The sequence below is a fragment of the Aerococcus suis genome (genome assembly GCF_900176325.1).
GTDB lineage: Bacteria > Bacillota > Bacilli > Lactobacillales > Aerococcaceae > Aerococcus > Aerococcus suis.
This window is the reverse complement of the sequence record NZ_FWXK01000003.1, coordinates 142,575-161,586: the sequence shown is the minus strand read 5'-3', so window position 1 is coordinate 161,586 and position 19,012 is coordinate 142,575. Positions and strand designations below refer to the sequence as shown.

Annotated in this window: 19 protein-coding genes, 1 rRNA gene and 1 pseudogene; 2 read left to right on the top strand and 19 right to left on the bottom strand. The window is 37.8% G+C overall.

The window, feature by feature from the left end; translation table 11 throughout:
• The 4 genes from B8955_RS04210 to B8955_RS04195 form a co-directional block, all read right to left on the bottom strand.
• Positions 1-141, bottom strand: a 16S ribosomal RNA gene (locus tag B8955_RS04210); the annotation flags it as partial.
• Between the two features lie 471 nt (positions 142-612).
• Positions 613-1,959 (bottom strand): glucose-6-phosphate isomerase, encoded by a 1,347-nt coding sequence (locus tag B8955_RS04205; RefSeq protein ID WP_084098916.1) that lies wholly within the window; start codon positions 1,957-1,959, stop codon positions 613-615.
• 10 nt (positions 1,960-1,969) lie between these two features.
• Positions 1,970-2,359 carry a CvfD/Ygs/GSP13 family RNA-binding post-transcriptional regulator gene (locus tag B8955_RS04200; RefSeq protein WP_084098914.1) on the bottom strand — a complete coding sequence of 130 codons (390 nt, stop codon included), beginning with the start codon at positions 2,357-2,359 and terminating at the stop codon, positions 1,970-1,972.
• Positions 2,352-2,963: a peptidylprolyl isomerase gene (locus tag B8955_RS04195; RefSeq protein ID WP_084098912.1), complete on the bottom strand. Its 612-nt coding sequence runs from the start codon at positions 2,961-2,963 to the stop codon at positions 2,352-2,354. Before B8955_RS04195 ends, B8955_RS04200 begins: the two co-directional genes overlap by 8 nt.
• A gap of 210 nt (positions 2,964-3,173) precedes the next feature.
• Here B8955_RS04195 and B8955_RS04190 point away from each other — a divergent pair, with 210 nt between their 5' ends.
• Positions 3,174-3,683 (top strand): divergent PAP2 family protein, encoded by a 510-nt coding sequence (locus tag B8955_RS04190; RefSeq protein WP_084098910.1) that lies wholly within the window; start codon positions 3,174-3,176, stop codon positions 3,681-3,683.
• 14 nt (positions 3,684-3,697) lie between these two features.
• A complete protein-coding gene (locus B8955_RS04185; RefSeq protein ID WP_084098908.1) occupies positions 3,698-4,684 on the top strand; it encodes an NAD(P)/FAD-dependent oxidoreductase in 987 nt (328 codons plus the stop codon).
• Positions 4,685-4,701: 17 nt separating this feature from the next.
• Here B8955_RS04185 and B8955_RS04180 read toward each other — a convergent pair whose 3' ends face one another.
• The 15 genes and pseudogenes from B8955_RS04180 to B8955_RS07090 all read right to left on the bottom strand — a co-directional run.
• Complete coding sequence (locus tag B8955_RS04180) at positions 4,702-5,349, bottom strand: TIGR01906 family membrane protein (protein ID WP_084098906.1); 648 nt, start codon at positions 5,347-5,349, stop codon at positions 4,702-4,704.
• A gap of 2 nt (positions 5,350-5,351) precedes the next feature.
• On the bottom strand, positions 5,352-6,146 hold the full coding sequence (locus B8955_RS04175) for an HAD-IIA family hydrolase (protein ID WP_234983521.1): 795 nt from the start codon (positions 6,144-6,146) through the stop codon (positions 5,352-5,354).
• A 2-nt stretch (positions 6,147-6,148) separates the two neighbouring features.
• On the bottom strand, positions 6,149-6,760 hold the full coding sequence (locus tag B8955_RS04170) for a YutD family protein (RefSeq protein ID WP_084098905.1): 612 nt from the start codon (positions 6,758-6,760) through the stop codon (positions 6,149-6,151).
• A 21-nt stretch (positions 6,761-6,781) separates the two neighbouring features.
• The gene (locus tag B8955_RS04165; protein WP_084098903.1) at positions 6,782-7,429 is read right to left on the bottom strand and encodes a DnaD domain-containing protein; all 648 of its coding nucleotides are present in this window, start codon (positions 7,427-7,429) and stop codon (positions 6,782-6,784) included.
• Positions 7,430-7,443: 14 nt separating this feature from the next.
• The gene (locus tag B8955_RS04160; protein WP_084098901.1) at positions 7,444-8,628 is read right to left on the bottom strand and encodes a pyridoxal phosphate-dependent aminotransferase; all 1,185 of its coding nucleotides are present in this window, start codon (positions 8,626-8,628) and stop codon (positions 7,444-7,446) included.
• A 9-nt stretch (positions 8,629-8,637) separates the two neighbouring features.
• Positions 8,638-9,114 (bottom strand): cell wall elongation regulator TseB-like domain-containing protein, encoded by a 477-nt coding sequence (locus tag B8955_RS04155; protein ID WP_084098899.1) that lies wholly within the window; start codon positions 9,112-9,114, stop codon positions 8,638-8,640.
• On the bottom strand, positions 9,095-11,764 hold the full coding sequence (locus B8955_RS04150) for an exonuclease domain-containing protein (protein ID WP_084098897.1): 2,670 nt from the start codon (positions 11,762-11,764) through the stop codon (positions 9,095-9,097). The genes B8955_RS04155 and B8955_RS04150 overlap by 20 nt, the downstream gene beginning before the upstream one ends.
• Positions 11,765-11,770: 6 nt before the next feature.
• Entirely contained in the window at positions 11,771-13,018 is a 1,248-nt protein-coding gene (locus B8955_RS04145; RefSeq protein ID WP_084098895.1) for a CCA tRNA nucleotidyltransferase, read from the bottom strand.
• A gap of 27 nt (positions 13,019-13,045) precedes the next feature.
• Positions 13,046-14,347, bottom strand: coding sequence for a tetratricopeptide repeat protein (locus B8955_RS04140; RefSeq protein ID WP_084098893.1), 1,302 nt, complete (start codon positions 14,345-14,347; stop codon positions 13,046-13,048).
• A gap of 309 nt (positions 14,348-14,656) precedes the next feature.
• On the bottom strand, positions 14,657-15,007 hold the full coding sequence (locus B8955_RS04135; protein ID WP_084098891.1) for a distal tail protein Dit: 351 nt from the start codon (positions 15,005-15,007) through the stop codon (positions 14,657-14,659).
• 180 nt (positions 15,008-15,187) lie between these two features.
• The gene (locus tag B8955_RS04130; RefSeq protein ID WP_084098889.1) at positions 15,188-16,654 is read right to left on the bottom strand and encodes a phage tail protein; all 1,467 of its coding nucleotides are present in this window, start codon (positions 16,652-16,654) and stop codon (positions 15,188-15,190) included.
• 208 nt (positions 16,655-16,862) lie between these two features.
• Positions 16,863-17,840: an alcohol dehydrogenase catalytic domain-containing protein gene (locus B8955_RS04125; protein ID WP_056936359.1), complete on the bottom strand. Its 978-nt coding sequence runs from the start codon at positions 17,838-17,840 to the stop codon at positions 16,863-16,865.
• A gap of 161 nt (positions 17,841-18,001) precedes the next feature.
• Positions 18,002-18,364 carry a hypothetical protein gene (locus tag B8955_RS04120; protein ID WP_234983520.1) on the bottom strand — a complete coding sequence of 121 codons (363 nt, stop codon included), beginning with the start codon at positions 18,362-18,364 and terminating at the stop codon, positions 18,002-18,004.
• Between the two features lie 187 nt (positions 18,365-18,551).
• Positions 18,552-18,770: an IS3 family transposase gene (locus B8955_RS07095; RefSeq protein WP_127835649.1), complete on the bottom strand. Its 219-nt coding sequence runs from the start codon at positions 18,768-18,770 to the stop codon at positions 18,552-18,554.
• A gap of 74 nt (positions 18,771-18,844) precedes the next feature.
• A pseudogene (locus B8955_RS07090) lies at positions 18,845-19,003 on the bottom strand (hypothetical protein); the annotation flags it as partial.
• Positions 19,004-19,012 lie beyond the last annotated feature (9 nt).

Below are 19,012 nucleotides of genomic sequence, written 5' to 3'. Positions count from 1 at the left end.
CTTATAGGTAGATTCCTTACGTGTTACTCACCCGTTCGCCGCTAACGTCAAAGGTGCAAGCACCTCGTCGGTTCGCTCGACTTGCATGTATTAGGCACGCCGCCAGCGTTCGTCCTGAGCCAGGATCAAACTCTCATGAAAGTTTTTCACGAGCTGTTTGCTAGCTCATTTTATTGCTGACTTATTTATAGTAGTTCTCACTACTTTGAATTGTTTGGTTTATCGATTGTTATCGATTTCCTACACAAATTGGTTCGTCTTCTTTGTTCAGTTTTCAAAGGTCTATATCGTTGCTGTTTGATGCAACTTTTATAGTGTATCGTAATCAGGAGTGATTGTCAATACTTTTTTAAAATTATTTTTTTAACAACTTGTTTTGTTGTTGTCGCCTCATCGAAGCGACTTAAATAATATATCATGTTAACCTGTAACATGTCAACAACTTTTTGAAATTTATTTTTGAAAAGTTGTTGAGATAAAAAATAATCTCAGTCGCATTTCTTAACGACTGAGATATATATTATCATGGTTTATTTACTTTGTAAATAGTTTGTTAAGACTTTTTTATTTAATTTAAGTTAATTTACTAATTCTAACTAATACCACTTGATATTACAAACGTTCATTTAACTCTTTCGCTAAGTCTTCAAATCCTGGTTTTCCAAGAAGTGCAAACATATTTTTCTTATAAGCTTCAACGCCTGGTTGATCAAATGGATTAACACCATTTAGGTAGCCTGAAATACCGACAGCTAATTCAAAGAAATAAATTAAATATCCTAATGAATAAGCATCCATTTTTGGTATAGTAATCAATAAATTAGGAACATGGCCATCTGTATGAGCTAATACTGTTCCTTCAAATGCTTTTGAATTAACGTAATCTACATCTTTACCTTCTAAGTAGCCTAATCCATCTAAATCAGATTCAAACTCAGGAATGTTAACATTTTTTTCTGGAGATGCTACTTTAATAACAGTTTCGAAAATATTCCGTTGTCCTTCTTGAATATATTGACCTAATGAATGTAAATCAGTTGTAAAGTTAGCGCTTGATGGATAAATACCTTTATTATCTTTACCTTCTGATTCTCCAAACAATTGTTTCCACCATTCAGAGAAATACCGCATTTTTGGTTCATAATTAATTAATAACTCTGTCACTTTACCTTTGCGATATAAAATATTCCGCATAACTGCATATTGATAGGCAATATTATTTTCAATCTTGTCGTCGCTTAAATCAGCAAGTGCATCAGCTGCTCCTTGCATTAAATCATCAATATTAGCCCCACTTACAGCAATAGGTAATAACCCAACAGCTGTTAAAACAGTAAAACGACCGCCAACAGCATCTGGAATTACAAATGTTTCATATCCTTTTTCATCAGCTTCAGATTTTAATGCGCCACGTTCTTTATCTGTTGTTGCATAAATACGTTTTGCTGCTTCTTCTTCACCATATTTATCAATCAACAGTTTTTTGAAGATACGGAAAGCAACTGCAGTTTCAGTTGTTGTTCCTGATTTACTGATGACATTAATTGAAAAATCACGGTCTCCAATAACTTCAATTAAATCAGCAATATAAGTTGAACTTAGAGAATTACCAGCAAAAAGAATTTGTGGTGTTTGTCTCTCTTCTTTTGATTGTAAATCAGCAAAAGTATGAGATAAGAAATCAATCGCTGATTTAGCTCCTAAATAAGAACCACCAATTCCCAATACTAATAATACTTCAGAATCAGATTGAATTTGTTTAGCCGCTTCTTTAATACGACCATATTCTTCTTTATCGTAATCTTTTGGTAATTGAACCCAACCAGTAAAATCATGGCCTAGCCCTGTACCTTCATGTAGCATTTTATGAGCTGCTGATACGAATGGTTGCATAGCGTCACGTTCATGTGGTTTTACATATGGATCTACTTTAGAATAATCAAATGTTAAATGTGTCATAATTTCTCCTCTATCCTTGATATTTTTTACAATTTTTTAACCCTTCATTTATCCACCCTGGCATTTCATCGGCTATCGATTGAAAACCAATATCGGGTGTTTTCCGCTTAGGCGGTCGCCCTAAACGTTTAGGATGATTTGGAACGTGCAAAGGTTTTAATGAGCGTACAGACAGACTAAGTTTTCTAGTATACTCATCATGATCGATGACTTGAACTTGAATCTCATCACCAATTGAAAAATAGTCATTAATATCCGAAACGTAGTGGTGATTAACTTCAGAAATATGGATTAATCCCTGTTGATTATCTGCAAGCTGTACGAATACACCATACGGTTGGATTCCTGTTACCTTTCCTTCTACGATATCTCCAATATTGTAACTTTTACCTTTATTCAACTGAATTCACATCTTTCGTGTCATCGGAAAAATGAATATTTTCAATCACAATATCGTCTATCGGTTTATCATTATCATCTGTCGAAACTTCTTCAATAGCATAAACGGTTTCCATACCATCAATGACTTGGCCAAACACGGTATGTTTTTGATCTAACCAAGGAGCGCCCCCGTTATCTCGATATGTAGCAATCACCTCTTCTGGCCATTGCAACATTTGCATCTGTTCAATCAACATATCAGGGACATCTTTAGCAGTCACAATAAAAAATTGTGATCCATTTGAATTTGGTCCTGAGTTTGCCATCGATAGAGCACCATTAAAATTGAATAAGTCTGTAGAAAATTCATCTGCAAACGGATGACCAAAGAAACTTTCTCCGCCATAACCTGTTCCAGTTGGATCTCCACCTTGTATCATAAAATCTTTAATGACGCGGTGAAAGATAACACCGTCATATTTCCCTGCTTTGGCTAAACCCATAAAATTTTCAACGGTTTTTGGTGCCTTATCAGGAAATAGAGCTATACTAATTTCACCTTTATTCGTTTGAATATGAGCAATCAATTTGTTATCGCTCAAATCAAGCTGTGGAAATGTCATTCTCATCCCTCCTTTTTCCTTTATTGTATCAAAATATCGTTTATTTAGCAGTATTTTTTATCAATCTCTACTTGACATGACTTATTGGTTCGTAAATGTTCAAGCATTTTATTTATAATCATCCTAATGAATTTTAGACTTTGCAAAATAATATTTTTAGTGACTGTCTTTTCATGATATGATTAACGTAAATTATTATTGGAGGCAGAAATGAATCAACTTATTAATTTTCCATTGATTACTTCATTTGCTGCAATAATCATCACTCAGTTAATTAAATATCCGATTGCCTTAATCTTTAAAAAGTCTGATACGAAACTTTCTATTATTCATGCGACAGGTGGCATGCCAAGCTCACATTCTGCGGCGGTAACGTCACTAATTACCACTTTAATTTTTCAGTATGGTTTTCGTTCACCATTAGTTGGAATAGCTGTTACTTTTGGTGTCATCATTATGTTTGATGCAATGGGAGTTCGTAGACAAAGTGGAGAACAAGGTGTTCTTCTGCATTTTCTAACGAAACAACTAAAGGCTAAAGCAAAAATAACAGGAGATACTGAGCTATTAGAACAGTTAAATAAGATGGACGAGGATCGCATGGTCATTAACGATTACTTAGGTCATAAACCATCAGAAGTAATTGGTGGAATGTTTTCAGGAATCATCATCGCTTTTATCTTCCGGGGCATTTTTACCCTGCTTCATTTGCCGATGTAAAAGAAGGAGCAATTATGACAGATACGACAGATATATTAATTATTGGTGCTGGCCCAGCAGGTTTATTTGCTGGGTTTTATGCTGGTATGCGTGAATTAACCACGCGAATTATTGATAGTTTACCTGATTTAGGTGGCCAACCTAAAGTTTTGTATCCTAAAAAAGATATATATGATATTGGTGGCTATCCGGCGATAACGGGGGACCAATTAACTAAACAATTAACCCAACAACTCCAACGTTTCAAAGATACGACGACCTTCCAACTAAATGAGGAAGTTTTAACATACGAACAGCATAATCATGTATTTAAGGTGACGACTAATAAAAATATTTATTACGCAAAAACGATTATCATTGCCACGGGAAATGGGTCTTTCCATCCCCGAAAAATCAAACTAGAAAACGATGATATCTATCAAAATAATATTAGTTACTACTTCCCCAACCCTAGTCAGCTAAAAAATAAAACGGTCGCGGTTTGCGGTGGCGGTGATAGTGCCTTAGATACTGCTCTGGGTTTAGCACCCTATGCCAAACAAATCTATTTGATTCATAGACGCAGTCGTTTTCGTGCTCATGAATACTCTGTTGCCCAAGCGAAATGTAAGGAAAATATTGAATGGATAACGCCTTATATTCCGAAAGGGGTAAATGGAAAAGCGGATACTATAACACATCTGGAAATTATGCATACGAAGACTAAAGAATATCAATTATTACCTATTGATCACTTATGTATGGCATATGGCTTTGTTTCTTCCTTAGGCGAATTAAAAAAATGGCCAATTGATTATGACCACAGTAAAATTAATGTCACTTCAAAAATGGAAACTAATATTGCAGGAATATATGCAATTGGAGATATTGCAACGTATCCTGGCAAAGCGGAATTGATTGCTACAGGTTTTGGCGAAGCACCAATAGCCATTAACAGTATTAAACAATATTTGAATCCAAAAGAACATATAAAACCTATTCATAGCTCCCATATGTTTTAAAAAGGCCGGACAATCGTTTATTGTCCAGCCTTTTTTATTTTTAAATCTCTTTTTCCAATCAATTGTAAAACAATAATGCCGATTTGTACGATTAAGAAACCATGAACAAAACAGGCGAGGAAAAAAGTATCATTCAAAACGAGGATAATAGGATCCGTACTAGGATAAAATAACCAAGCGTCATTATTGAAAAACACCTCATGGAACAGTGTAAATATCGATTCAAAATCAATAAACAATAAAAATACTACCATGATTGGCACCCAGCGTAACCATTTGAAAGTGATTCCCAAAACCCAAAGTTGACGACTTCGCGATAAATAAGTCATATATCCAATCGCTAACAGGATTGAAATAATTAATAAGCTATTATTCAATAAAAATAATTGTTTCACTTCTTCAAAATGAAACTCGCCTGAACTACTCATCGGAAAATATTGAAAATTCAAATCTTTTATCCAAGGAAACGTTACATACCGTAACAAATGCTTATAATCAGATAATATCTCGGGAATGGAAAATGGCACTTTTTGTTGTAAATTAAACCACTGTAAATTCAGCTTAAATAAACTAATATTCCAGGTCGTTACCAATATACTCCCTGTAATCAGACTCGCAAGACAACTAATGGTTCCAATGAAATGCCACCGTGATTGCTTCTCCATTACTATTCCTCAATCAGAAAGCGTTCAATAAATTCTTGATGATTTTTTACAATGGCATCCGGCGTTACACCTAACATTTCAATATCAGATTGGTGATGAACTCCAGTCTCAATAAGAACTGAATAAACATCCGCATTTAATCCCGCTTGAATGTCAGTTAGTAAATTATCTCCTAAAACAATAACATCACTGGAAGGAACACCTAATTTATCAATGGCACCTTCGATAATGGTTGGTTCAGGCTTTCCACAAACAATAGGTGATTGTTCTGTGACATCAGCGATAACTTGTGCGATAGCTCCTGCTCCAGGAACAAAGCCATTCTCACTTGGAAATTGAATATCTGGATTAGTTAAATAAAAACTTCCTCCGTTTTGAATCGCTAAACATGCAAAACTTAACTCCTGATACGACACTTCCTGATCTAAACTTACAATCACCACATCAACGGCTTGTTCATTAGTATTTTCTAAACGATAGCCTAGTTCTTCAATTGAGTGTTTTAAAGCTGATTTACCAATAACAAATGCTGATTCTTGACTATCACTAACCTGTAAACGACTAATTAATGCATCAGCGCTAGAATAAAAATGATTGTCATCCACAACAATATCATGATATTTAGCTAAGAAATGTTGTGCTTCCGCATGAGATCGTGTAGCGTTATTCGTCACAAATAAAAAAGGAATTTTATGTTCTTCAAGAAAATTTATAAATGCTTTAGCTCCTGGGATTGGAGACTTGCCATGATACATTGTACCATCTAAATCAATTAATAATGCAGTAATAAGGACCACCTCTATCTTATTTCAAAAGTCGTTGGTTTTTTCGTTTTTTTCCGTTGATTATTGGATTGTTTTCCACGACCTTTTTTATCAATTATTGTAAATTCTTTATTTATTTTAGCATGTTTTGGTTTCGCTTTTTTAGCTGTATTTTTTCGACGATGCGAACGGTTATTATTTTTACGTCGTTTCTTACGTGAACTTTTTTGAATATCTCGATACTCTTGAGTCACTTGGTTATCACGATTTTTAATTTCCGCCTCTGAACGTTTATGCTCTAAGACGAAATAGGCACAACCAAAGCTACAATATTCTAAAATATAATCCGGTAAATGTTTGATTTCTTGATCTTTCTGGCCTGTATGGGCTTCATCATAGTAAAATCCTTTTAAACGTAATTGTTCAAAACTCCAATCCCCAACAATAAAATCATACTGGTCAAATAGCTCTGTATAACGTTCACTAAGAGCATCACTATCAAATCCATCATGATAGTTTACCTTTAGTTCAAACTGATGATCATTAATTTTTAACTTATCCTCTGAGATACGCTGAACATTCGCTTTTGGATAAGGTAAGGCGTCATGTTTTTCTTTTAACTCAGCTTGTCGTTTTCTAGAAAGCATTTCATTCCTCCTCTCATCCCATTAATTATCGACATCTAACCAATGCCCTAGTGATACTGGTGGCAGTTGTTGATTATCTTTTTCTTGATTGACGTTATGATGGAAAGATGTTTGTTTTCCTTGTTGTTGCCAATTTAACAAAATACGTCCAATATAGCGGAAATTGTAAGCATTACTTAAGGCAGCTTCCCTAACAGCATCTTTAATCATTGACGGTTGATAGCGATCTTTAGTTAGCCAATGCGTAACCATTTCGTATTCAGTGGGGGAAAGTTGTCGTCCAAATTCATCTTCAATCAAATTAAACACGTCACGGACAGCTTGATCTTGATTTGCTTGAGTGACTTCTCGACTCTTTTGTTCTTCTAACTGCTCTAATTTCACATATAATGGGTGAAGACTATAATACTCCTCAACTTGTCCATCTTCGTTTTTACGTGATTTGATTGCTAAAACACCACGATCTAACAAATGATCAATACAAGCATAAATTTCTTCATCTGTATAACCCATTCGACGTTGTAAGGCATTAATAGAAGGAAAACTATTTCCCGATTGAATAAAACCCAGTAAATGAATTAAAAACATCATCGATTCATTTGTAATATCTAATTGATGATATTTCTCTAATATTTCTGTTCGAATAACCGTATATTGCTCTTCGTACAACCTTTTGCCCCTTTCTATGAATGGTGAATAATAAAACGTTCAATTCGTTTAATCGCTTGATTAAATATGTCTTCACTAGTGGCATAACTTAACCGAATATTTTGCGAAGCACCAAAAGCACTTCCCGGGATAACTAATACAAATTCCTCTTCTAATAAAGCTTGCACAAAATCATCGACTGATTGAAAGCCAGTCATTTCTACAGCTTTTGAGACATCAGGGAACAAGTAAAAAGCCCCTTGTGGTTTATCAGGTAACTCAAAACCAGGAATGCCAGTAACTTGTTGATACGCATTATCTAATCGTTTAGAAAACTCTTGGTGCATACGTTCAAAGGATTGATTGTCCCCAGTTAGAGCGGTCAAACCAGCATATTGAGTAAGCCCTGTGACATTACTATTCGTTTGGCTAGATAATTTAGCTAATTGGTTTATTATCTCTTCGTTAGCTAGAACATAGCCTAGTCGCCATCCAGTCATTGCATATGCTTTTGAAAAGCCGTTCACAATAATTGTTTGCTCACGAATATCTTTAGGTAACGACATCATTGAAAAACTTCTCGCATCACCATAAACTAAACGATAGTACATCTCATCAGCAATTATTAAGATATTATGTGCCACACAATATTGACCAATAGCTTGTAACTCTTCTTCACTATACACTTGACCAGTCGGATTAGATGGTGTATTTAAAACCAAAATTTTAGTGTCTTCAGTGACATATTGATCTAACAATTCAGGATTAACTTTAAAATGATCAGCTTGTTTAGTTTCAACGATTACAGGACGACCACCAGCTAATTTAACTTGCTCTACATAACTTACCCAGTAAGGGCTAGGAATAAAAACCTCTACCCCTGGTTCAACCAAAATCTGACATAAAAAGTAAAGAGCCATTTTAGCCCCATCAGCAACAAAAATTTCTTCAGGTGTATAACGGACCCCATCATGATTAAAATGAAAGTCGCTTATAGCTTGTCTGAGTTCTAAAATCCCTCTACCAGGAGTATAGTGATGACCTAGTCCTTGATACATAGCTTCTTGTACACCATCTAAAATATATTTGGGAGTTTGAAAATCTGGTTCGCCTAACCCTAGTGAAATAACATCCTTCCCTTCAGCTTTTAACTGACTAGCTACTTGACTAGACATTGTCGTTTTGGAAGGGGTTAATTGTTTAATTCGTTCTGTGAACATGATATCCTCCTATAAATTATTAATTGTTTCGTACCATTGGGCGTCGCTAGCATCGATATAATGGTAGCCTAAAGCACCATTTTTATCACGAAAACTAACTTCCCAGACATATTCGCCATCTTCTAACCCAATATTTGCTTCCTTCACCGTTGCATCTGGTAAGTTGTGTCTAGCTAGAGATAAGGCATTCTCATGATTGACCAATTTATCCGCTTTTGTTTGTGTTTTTTTTTTAGTATCAGGAGAATAAGTAAAATAAATTTTTTCGTTATTTTTATTATTACCCTCTACTGTATAATACGTTTTATCTGTCGTAAAAACATAAAAACGACGCACATTTTTTAAATTTGCCTCATTTTTTGCCATTTTAGTGGTCTCAGCTTCCCAATGCGCAACATCTTTTTGCGTCGTAAAATATAGAGCAGATGTCCCTAAAATGTAGATAAATAAGATAGCTATAATAATATTAATTATTTTCCTTGTCATAGGTTGCGTCCTTTCTTATATCAAACACATCTGTTACCGATTCAATTGGTAACCATTGAAAATTTAACCCTGTCGGTAAATATTTTTGAATTAGCGTCGCATATGCACTTTTCAAAATCCGTTGATCCAAGCTGATTAAAATGGCAGAATCCTCAGTTGACTGCAAGCATCTCCCAATCATTTGATTCAGTGAAATCATCATCTGAGGTAACGCATATTTTGTAAAGTAATTTTCTTTATAATAACTAGCCATATCTTGTTTGGCTTTTTGGTCTGCTCGATCTGGATGTGGAAAAGGTAGTCTCGTTAAAATATATATATCACTATTAGTCGTAAAGTGTACCCCTTCATTAAAGCTTTGTAACGCTAGTAAAAAACCACTAGTTACGCGATTATATTGGTCGTGAATCTTCTGCCGGTTTCTACCTGATAATTGGGGATAAATATACTGTTTCTCTTCAGAATGTAGTATATTTATCAGTTTTTGATACGTTTCTTCAAGTAGAGAACGTGATTGGAAAACAATATGGACTTTTACTTGTTGAGTAATAACTTGTGGCAATTGTTCAGCAATCAATTCAGCAATTCGTTCACTACTATTCATTTGTGATAATTTATCTATTGATGGCTGTCCTGAAATTACAAATGCCGGTAATTGTTCAGAATAGTTATATTCACTAGTATATTGGAAATAGTCAAAATGATTGATGGTCAACTCTTTAGGAATTTGACGTTCATTCATAAAATAATTTAGGCTAGCACTCATCCAAATCCGATTAATCATTGGTGCTTCAACAATTTTATTTAATCGATCCAACAACGAGTACGTTTTTCGATTGATTCGATAAGACGTTTCATTAACCTCAATCGTTAAATAATCATCTGAAGTAAGCGCAATGGTTGTAAAAACTTTTTCGTTCTCGTTTATAAGCAATTGAACAGCTTGAATCCAACTATTATAAGTCTCAGATTGGAGAAACTGACGATTCTTTCCCAACAATTGACCGAACCCTTTGCTAAACTCTGTTACAGCTTTTACTGCTACTCGTAAATAATCTAGCCATTGCATTTGAACGCTTTTTTTATAGGCAATATATATTTCTGGAGCAGCCGTTTGCTGATAATAGGCTAAATGTCCGTATTCAGTGTCCAAAGCATCTTCAAAAGCTGCTAAAGTTGCAATCATATTTTGATAGGACAACTGAACCTCGTAATACCTATCACTCATTTTATGTGAAATTTTATTTCTTAATAACCAGTCACTAAATTGATTAAATATGCGATCAACTTGTTTATACTTCGATTGATAAAGCCATGAATCAAAACTTTCTAATGCAAACCATCCTGAATTTAAAAATAATTGATGACATTCATCCATAATTAGGTGATGACAATTTAAATCGACTAGAATATTAGGATGTTGTAATAAATAAGCATGGTTGGTAATAACCAGTTCAGCATCTCGGGCACGTTCTAATTGCCTACCATAAAAGTCAATCATTAGTTGTTCGGATGATAATTCAGTACTCGCCAACTTCCAATAACGTTGCCAAAACTCTTTACTATACAACCCATGATGTAATTCATAAAAATCTCCGGTCTCAGTTTCTTCAATCCAAACTAAAATACTCATCGCAATCATCATATCTTGTTTTGATTCTTGCGAAAGTTGTGTCATCATTTGACGAATTAATAAATTAAAAATAGCTTGACTAATATAATGATTGGCACTTTTAACAACAACAGCTGATAGCGAACGACCTAAAACACTCTCTAATAATGGCACAGTATCTTCAGAAATCTGATATTGTAATAAAGTATTAGTCGTCGAAAATAAAATGTTTCCTTTATTTTTTTGCATGATTCCGACAATACTAGCTAACGTTTTCCCTGTTCCAGATGGGGCTTCAAGAAAAATATCCGTTTGTTCACTCTTTGATAGATCCTCAATCATTTTTTCCTGAATGGGTCTTAAATCCACTGCTTTTAAAAATGATGGTGCTATTTGAGATGCTCCAAAACTTGGAGTCACCGGATGATTAAAACGCTCCTCATACCAATGGACAATATATTTTCCCGTTTCCCGTACAAAAGCGGATAAGAATGGCTGGATTTTTTTAAAAGTTTGTTTAGATAACTGCTGCGCTTTAGCCATTGCTAATTCTAATACGTGCATCGTTGCCATTGCATCATCTATCGCCGAATGCGCATGATCTAGAGGAATACTCATTGCTTCTGCGAATTCTTGTAGTTTATAGGAAGTTGCTCTTGGATATAATACGCGTATTAATTCGACAGTATCAATGGCATCTTGATTTAAAGATGGAAAACCTTCAGCTTGAAAAGCATGATTAATAAAACCATAATCAAATTGAATGTTATGAGCAACAATCACCGTATTTTGTAGTTTCCCCCATATTGTATTTGCTACATCACTAAATTGAGGCGCATCCTTCACATCGTTTGGTGTAATACCTGTCAAGTCTGTAATATGAGTAGGAATATCCGTTTTCGGTTTAATTAATGTATCATAAGTATCAATATGTTGGCCTTGTTCCCAAATAACAATGCCCACTTGGATGATGCGATCACCATTGCGATATGATGGGCCAGTTGTTTCCAAATCTAATACAGCATAACGCGTTGGCATCTCTTGTCACCCTTTCCAATTAAATGATTTTGATAATTCGCTTAACAATAAATCTTTTTTATTAACTATTCGACCGCAAACAACCTCTTTTTCTAACCATTTCAAACTTTCACCTATTAGGCGTTTATTTTTGGGCGCAAATGATTGAATAATTTCTCTTCCACCAATCGCTAAGTCTTTTAATGAATGGATTGGTAAATCCTGATATTGTTTTGTGACTTCATCAGGCATTGCTGGTGAAAAATAATTTCCGAATGGTGAGTGAGCGTCTTGTTGTTCACATAAAAAGTCTTCAAAATCTTGAACCAATTGACCGTTCAGTTGATAAAGTTTCCAATTCGAATAATCATTATGCTGTTCACGATACTGGATAATGGTTAACCAATCATTGATTAATTCAATATTAGCATTCGACATTTTCCACGCTTTCCCAAATTTTTGAGGTGAAATAGCTGACTCATCTTGAAACCATAAAACTAAGGTCCATGCCAAAGTTGCTTCATTAAAAGGTGTGGACGGTGCAAAATCATTCAATAAATGTTCGAAACTTTTAGCTAATGAATCGGTTAGTGGACAATATTGATAAAGCTTCGTTTGATAGAAAGCAGATAATCCTTGTTGCCAATGTAAACTTTCCCACAATTTATTCATTTCAACTAAAATACGTTCAACCGCTATTTTAGAAAGCAACGGAGCGTGGTGAGCAATCGCATCATAGGTTTCTGACTCAATTGAAAAATTTAATTGTCCGGCGAAACGAACCGCTCGTAACATTCGCAGAGCGTCTTCATTAAACCGTTCATCTGCAATTCCCACAGCAATAATTTCTTGATGTTTAATCGCTTCTTGCCCGGCGAAATAATCAATAATTTCGCCATCTTTGGTCATCGCTAATGCATTCATTGTGAAGTCACGACGTAGTAGGTCTTCTGATAAATCTTTGACAAATTCAACCTTATCAGGTCTACGATAATCTTGATACCCAGATTCCGTTCGAAAAGTAGTGACTTCGTAGGTTTCTTGATTAGATAATACCATAACCGTTCCATGCTCTAGCCCAACGTCAAAATGTTTAGGAAAGATTTGTTGCACTTCTTCTGGATAAGCCGAAGTCGCAATATCAACATCTGAGATTTCACGTCCCAAAATCATATCACGAATACATCCGCCCACAAAATAGGCTTTATGGCCTTCATTTTCTAATTGGATTAATATATTTTTTGCTTTATTAAATAAGGGATGATCGATAAACATCCTACAGCTCCTAACACAATTAAACTCTTAAAAATCTAGATAGTCTTGATCTAACTTCCAAGCATTATAGCGTTCATAGATAGTTGCTAAGCTCGGCTGCATCGTTAAATTAGGATTATTAGCAAATACTTGTCCGATTTTAGACCAATTTCCCATTTCCTGTAAGAAAGATAGATAGTCTTCCATAAAGCTTAAATTATCTTGTAAGAAGGCTAATGCAGACTGATAACTTTCTTCTGCAGCTGGATAATCCTCTTCTAATTGGAACGTTTTAGCTTTCAACCAATCGACGTGTGGATCAACAAAATTTTCATTTTCTAAATCAGTGATTAATCCTTTTGCTAATGATAACTTGTTAGCTGCTACTGCGTATTCTAACATTTTAACTCGAGCTTCAATATTATCCGGGTCTAAATCACTAGCAGATTCTAAAGCATTGAAAGCTGTATCGTAATTGCCCATTTTTTCAGCAATTTCAGCTTTCATCGTATATAAAGCAACACCGTAAGGGTCTTTTTCGAGTGCTTCATCCACTAAATCCAACGCCTCTTCATAATTATAAGACATCGTTTTTACTTGGGCATACAAAGATAATAAATCGGCATTTAACGCGTCATCATCATAAAGCTCTTTTAAGAGGGTTTCTGCTTTTTCATATGCCTCCAAACGGTAATAATAAAAGGCGAGTTGCTGCCGTTGTTTTATTGTTCGTTTATCTGCTGGAATACGTTCAAGTGCCTCAGTGGCTGCTTCCACATCACCCGCCCAAGCCAATGAATCAATATAGTGGCCATCTGCCTGTTCTTTCAATTGTGACGGTAAATCTTTAAATTCAAATAACTCATTATACAGTGGAATGGCATCACTAAAATCTCCTTGCTCGTATTTTAATTCAGCCATTCCAAATACAATTGCAAACTGATCAGGAGCTAATTGTCTAGCTTCTTGAAGTTTTTGAAAACTCACTTCTGGTAGACTAATTAACTGATAGGCATCAGCTAACGATAATAAGCTGGCAACATATAAAGAACTATCAGTCGGAATAGTGAGTAATTGGTCAATGGCTTTTTCAATCTGACCATCGTCAATCAATAGTTCAGCTTCCAATAACGCCCAAGACTCTTCCTCAGGATAGTTAGCTTTTCCAATACTATAAATTTCTTGGGCATAGTGTATAAAGCCCAGTTGTTGTAGAGCATAGCCACTAGAAGCAATTGTTTCAATATCTTCTTCTTTTAAAATTTCTTTTAGCTCTTTAAAACTGTTATCCGCAGCTTCTAGTTCATTACGTTGTATATGGGTAATAACATCATTTAATTTATCACTCATGCTATCGCTCCTCTTTTTTATTTAGCATACCTTATATTTTACCAGCTTTATGACAGAGTATAAACAGAAACTATTTTATACTAGTGACTATTATATCGAAACTTTATCAACGATTCAGTAACATTTCTAGTAACATGAGCCTGCTTAATATAAAAGAAAAGGCTGGGTCTAAGCCCAACCTTTATTATTAATTATTTAACACGTTCATTTTAATATATGGAAATTAAACTGATATGTACTAGTGTTAAAACCCTATAAAATCAGCGTTTTTAACTCGATTCTAAATATAAATTTTCTAACTAGTGTGTACTAGTTGCTACTTTTTGCTACTTTTTTAAACGTGATAGGCACTTCACCGTCAGATGTTAAAAGCTTCCGTAACGCTTTAAAATCGTTTTGAAATGCAGTATTTGATTTACTACTCATTAAATAAGTAACGAGCAACTCCCGATGAGGAAGTCGCTCGTCTAATATTAGTGAGCCGTTCCGCACGTCCACCGTTTCTAACTCAACTGAAATTGTTTCACGTCCGCTTACTTTCAAAGTTTGGAACGCTTCAATTTCTGTGTCTAGTTGCTTGCCATTGAAATTGATTGCAACCGAAGGTAGCTGATTAGCTTCGACTTCAGTTGTTGCTTTTAAATCTTTAAACTTATACATTGCTACCTCCTTCTAAAATTGCATATCTAATTCTGTGATTACACCTTGCTCGCTTGAAATATCTTCAACATAAGCGCGGTAGCTATGGCCACCCATTGATAGATTGATCTCTGCAGGCTGTACCTGTTGCCCTAAACCGTTGAATTGATGCTGTACCATATCATTCACGCGTGCATTGGATCATGCGACCATTCCACCGATATCCAGTTGCATGTTAGCGCGTGGCTGTAAGTTCTCCGTTACGGCTTCCGACATGCTACGCGCGGTGCGTGTCACGTCTTTGATTTGCTTATCTAATCCGATCGCGAACCCTTCGCCAGTGTATCCACCAATGTCACGTGTTACACGTGATGGCGAATGAATCTTCAGAGTAGAGCGCATAGCCGAAGCCGCGGCATTTGTAATGCTTCGAGCCGTTGACATGATACTGCCACGCATTGAGGCGAGCCCATTGTTGAACCCTGCCCCCATGTTGCGTCCTGCTGCTGTTGCTTGACTAGCAGCCGAATTCATCGCAGACACTGCTGCGCTCATGGTGCTTCGAATCGTTGCAAGAGACGCGCTCATTGTGGACTGGATCACGCTTCTAACTGCGTTAAATCCCGATTGTGTCACGCTCTTGATTTGATTCATTGAGCTCTGAACAGTTGATTTAATGGCGTTTAGCGTTGATTGCACGTTCGATTTGATCTTGTTCAGCGAGCTTTGTACGAGTGATTGAATGCTGTTCATCGTGCTCTGTGTCGTTGACTTGATCGCATTCAGTGAACTCTTGACCGTGCTATGAATTTCGTTCATTGCACTAGATACGGTGCTTCTAATTTTGCTCATCTGAGATGATACGGTGCTAGACATTGCGTTAAAGGTTGACGTATACGCTGATTGGATACTGTTCAACCCTGATGTCGCCTGTGACACCATACCTGACATGCCACCAGTAACCGCTGCTCTAATCGCATTCATCTGAGCAGATACAACGCCAGCAATACCAGAGAATACACTCGTAAAGGCATTGCGCATTTGATTTAGCCCTGAAGTTGCCGCACTCGCCATCTGTGCGGTCATTGTTGTCACTGTAGACACCATTGTAGGTGCGACTGCTAAAACAACTTGCGGTAGTTGCTGCATACCTGTGCGAACCGCGTTAATCACGTTTTGCATACCATTTGTGGTTGCCGTCACCATCATTGTCATACCAGTCGTTACCCCTGTTGCCATCTGTTGGAAAGCCGTGGTAAATGACTGATTGATTCCTTGAAGTGACGTCATGATCGTTGTTCTAATTTGCGTCATTGCAGTAGTTACAACAGCTGTAATACCGACAAAAGCAGATTGAACCTGTGTAGAGATACCAGTAAATGACGTTGCGAACGCCTGTGACATCCCTGTAAGGCTCGTTTGAACGGTGGTGTTAATTGTGGTTAGAGTCGTTTGAATAGTTGTCTGAATACCTGTGAACGCCGTTTGGATATTGGTTTTTATGGTATTCATCGCGTTCTGCATTGTCGTGCCGATATTGGTAAAGGCAGTGTTGAACGTTGTACCGATGTTAGACAATGCGGTGCCGATGTTCGTGTTGACGCTCTCCATCGTGGTACTGATGTTAGTCTGCATGTTAGACATGATCTGTTGAATCTGGCTAGACATTTCAGAAAACTCTTGAACAGACCCTTGATTCAAAGTGTTGTAATTTCCGATACCTGAATCAGAGGCAGTACTCGTTGCGCTGTTAACTGCGTCCGCCTGCGCCTCCCTTTAATTATTAATATATTTATATTAAATGTTACTAAAACTGGCCGGAAAAGCAACTTAAAAAACGGCCCGCAACCGCGACCATTTTTTCAACCTTAGGCACTTAAATTTTTTCCGTCGGCGGCACCAGCACAAACCGCTGGTGGTGATCACGCCCCTGCTCCAGGGCGGCGTGTACTTCCGCAGCGGCCGCAAACGGCTGGCAATTGAGGTCGTCTTCGAGTAACGCACCCGCGGCAAACTGCGGATTTAACCACTTTGCCGCCCGCGCTAGTTGGTCGTCGGTAGCGTGGCTGATGACGAAGCCGCTAATTTGCTTTTGGGCCATGTAAAACTGGCGGACGTCGAAGGTAAAATGATTATCCGCCGGCGCCGTGATCAGCGTGACCTGGCCGCCCTGATTGAGCGCCGCCAAGTTAGCCTGCAATGGCACCTTACCGGACGTATCAATGATGTGATCAAACTGCCGGTCGCACTGGGACGCCACCGGTTCGTGGTAATCCAACGTTAACTCGCTTCCTAATTGCCGACAGCGGTCAAAGTCGCGCGCTGCGGAAGTCGTCGTCACGACCGCCCCTAACTGGTGCGCTAGCTGAATAAACTTACGGCCGACGTTCCCGGCCGCCCCCTCGATTAGGATGGCCTGCCCGCGGGTTAGTTGCATGACGTCTTGCAACACAATCGCGGCCGTCGCGGCCGAATGGACCGCCGCCACCAGTTGGCGGGCGTCCACACCGCATGGCACCGGATAAAGCCGGTCGGCAGCAACCGCCACCATTTCGGCGGTCGCCCCCATCCGCCCGTCGTAACCGGCAGAGTTGGTCCAAACCAAATCACCGACCGCAAAGTTAGTCACGCCGGCCGCCACCCGCAGTACCGTGCCGACCAAATCACGGCCGACAACGTGCGGCGTGGCCAGTGCCGTTTGAAACGCCCCACTACGAACAAAGGTATCGACGTGGTCGACCGCCACGGCCTGCACCCGGACCAGTACCTGATTGGCCCGTAGTTGCGGTTCGTCAATTTCCCGCAATCGTAACGCTTCCGGCCCACCGAGTTGCTCGAAAGTCACTGCCTGCATCTAAAAAAACTCCTCTCATCATTTTAATTATATCTGTCCTTAATTTTAACAAAACTGGGCGAGAACGCAAGGGTGGCTCGGTTTTCCAAATCTTCTAATTATCGTCACTGAACCAATATTTCCACTAAAAAAGTCGGCAACTACTTGCCGACTCCCGTCCCCTATTTCACTTCCACAAACTTACTCGTTGCGTCGTCGTACTTTGCTAAGATATCATTCTTTTTATCGTAGCGATAAATATCAACTAGCTTATCGCTGTCTTCATCGTATAACTTGATTTCGGTCACGTTATCCCACGGCTGACTTTCAACGTACGTGTAGTCGTCGGCGTCCCGGTCTTCTTTGTTAGCCATGACGGAAACCGCGGTCGCCGCGTCCTTTGAGAGCACGCTTAGCGCTTTTCCCGTATGGTGTTGGTTCGAATCTTCCGTGTCGTCACTATCATTTTCATCCACATCGTCGGTTGAAGTTGTCGTGGTGGTTGTAAGTAGTTTGACGGCCTTGCCCACGTTGGCTTGCCCCATCAAATCAACCTGCTTTTTGGCCGAGCCGGTACTACCTTCAAGTTTAAACGTGTAGGACCCCGGCATCAACGGCCCTGCCTGGTAGCTTTCGTGATCGTACTTCGTCGTACTCAGCTTGACATCGTTGGCGGTAATCGCTGCGCCCCTTCTAAAGTGCAACACAAAAGTTAGACAAAATTGAATATTTTTAAACTGCTAAGGCATGTTCCCTGTATTCGCAGGGAGTCATGCCTTTTGTTTTCTGTGATATTCGTCGATTGTTAAACCAATCGACGTAATTCTTTGTGATTTCCTTGAATTCTCCAATATCTTTACACTGTGGAAATCCATTAAGACATTCTGTTTTAAGAAGATGAAAGAAGCTTTCAATTGGCGCATTATCAAGACAGTTTCCCTTACGAGACATGCTTTGTATAAATTTTTTTCAGAGAGTTTATCGGTATAGTAATTCAATTGATAATGCCAACCTTGATCTGAATGAATTATTGGTTTTATTCCTTCCGGAATATTTTCTGTGAGTTCATCGAGTGTATCCATAATTAGTTTACTATTAGGACTATTACTTACTTGAAATGCTAAAACTTCCTTGCTTGCTTCGTCAGTAATAGCTGAAACGTAAGCCCACTTAGTATCGGCCAAGCGTACTTG

Bases quoted from the DNA above. Each gene is read 5' to 3' on its own strand.
- B8955_RS04145 (WP_084098895.1), bottom strand. From the start codon at position 13,018: ATGTTTATCGATCATCCCTTATTTAATAAAGCAAAAAATATATTAATC.
- B8955_RS04170 (WP_084098905.1), bottom strand. From the start codon at position 6,760: ATGCTTTCTAGAAAACGACAAGCTGAGTTAAAAGAAAAACATGACGCC.
- B8955_RS04125 (WP_056936359.1), bottom strand. From the start codon at position 17,840: ATGCAGGCAGTGACTTTCGAGCAACTCGGTGGGCCGGAAGCGTTACGA.
- B8955_RS04185 (WP_084098908.1), top strand. From the start codon at position 3,698: ATGACAGATACGACAGATATATTAATTATTGGTGCTGGCCCAGCAGGT.
- B8955_RS04160 (WP_084098901.1), bottom strand. From the start codon at position 8,628: ATGTTCACAGAACGAATTAAACAATTAACCCCTTCCAAAACGACAATG.
- B8955_RS04205 (WP_084098916.1), bottom strand. From the start codon at position 1,959: ATGACACATTTAACATTTGATTATTCTAAAGTAGATCCATATGTAAAA.
- B8955_RS04140 (WP_084098893.1), bottom strand. From the start codon at position 14,347: ATGAGTGATAAATTAAATGATGTTATTACCCATATACAACGTAATGAA.
- B8955_RS04150 (WP_084098897.1), bottom strand. From the start codon at position 11,764: ATGCCAACGCGTTATGCTGTATTAGATTTGGAAACAACTGGCCCATCA.
- B8955_RS04130 (WP_084098889.1), bottom strand. From the start codon at position 16,654: ATGTCTAGCCAGATTCAACAGATCATGTCTAACATGCAGACTAACATC.
- B8955_RS04190 (WP_084098910.1), top strand. From the start codon at position 3,174: ATGAATCAACTTATTAATTTTCCATTGATTACTTCATTTGCTGCAATA.
- B8955_RS04195 (WP_084098912.1), bottom strand. From the start codon at position 2,963: ATGACATTTCCACAGCTTGATTTGAGCGATAACAAATTGATTGCTCAT.
- B8955_RS04180 (WP_084098906.1), bottom strand. From the start codon at position 5,349: ATGGAGAAGCAATCACGGTGGCATTTCATTGGAACCATTAGTTGTCTT.
- B8955_RS07095 (WP_127835649.1), bottom strand. From the start codon at position 18,770: ATGTCTCGTAAGGGAAACTGTCTTGATAATGCGCCAATTGAAAGCTTC.
- B8955_RS04120 (WP_234983520.1), bottom strand. From the start codon at position 18,364: ATGGGGCAAGCCAACGTGGGCAAGGCCGTCAAACTACTTACAACCACC.
- B8955_RS04155 (WP_084098899.1), bottom strand. From the start codon at position 9,114: ATGACAAGGAAAATAATTAATATTATTATAGCTATCTTATTTATCTAC.
- B8955_RS04135 (WP_084098891.1), bottom strand. From the start codon at position 15,007: ATGTATAAGTTTAAAGATTTAAAAGCAACAACTGAAGTCGAAGCTAAT.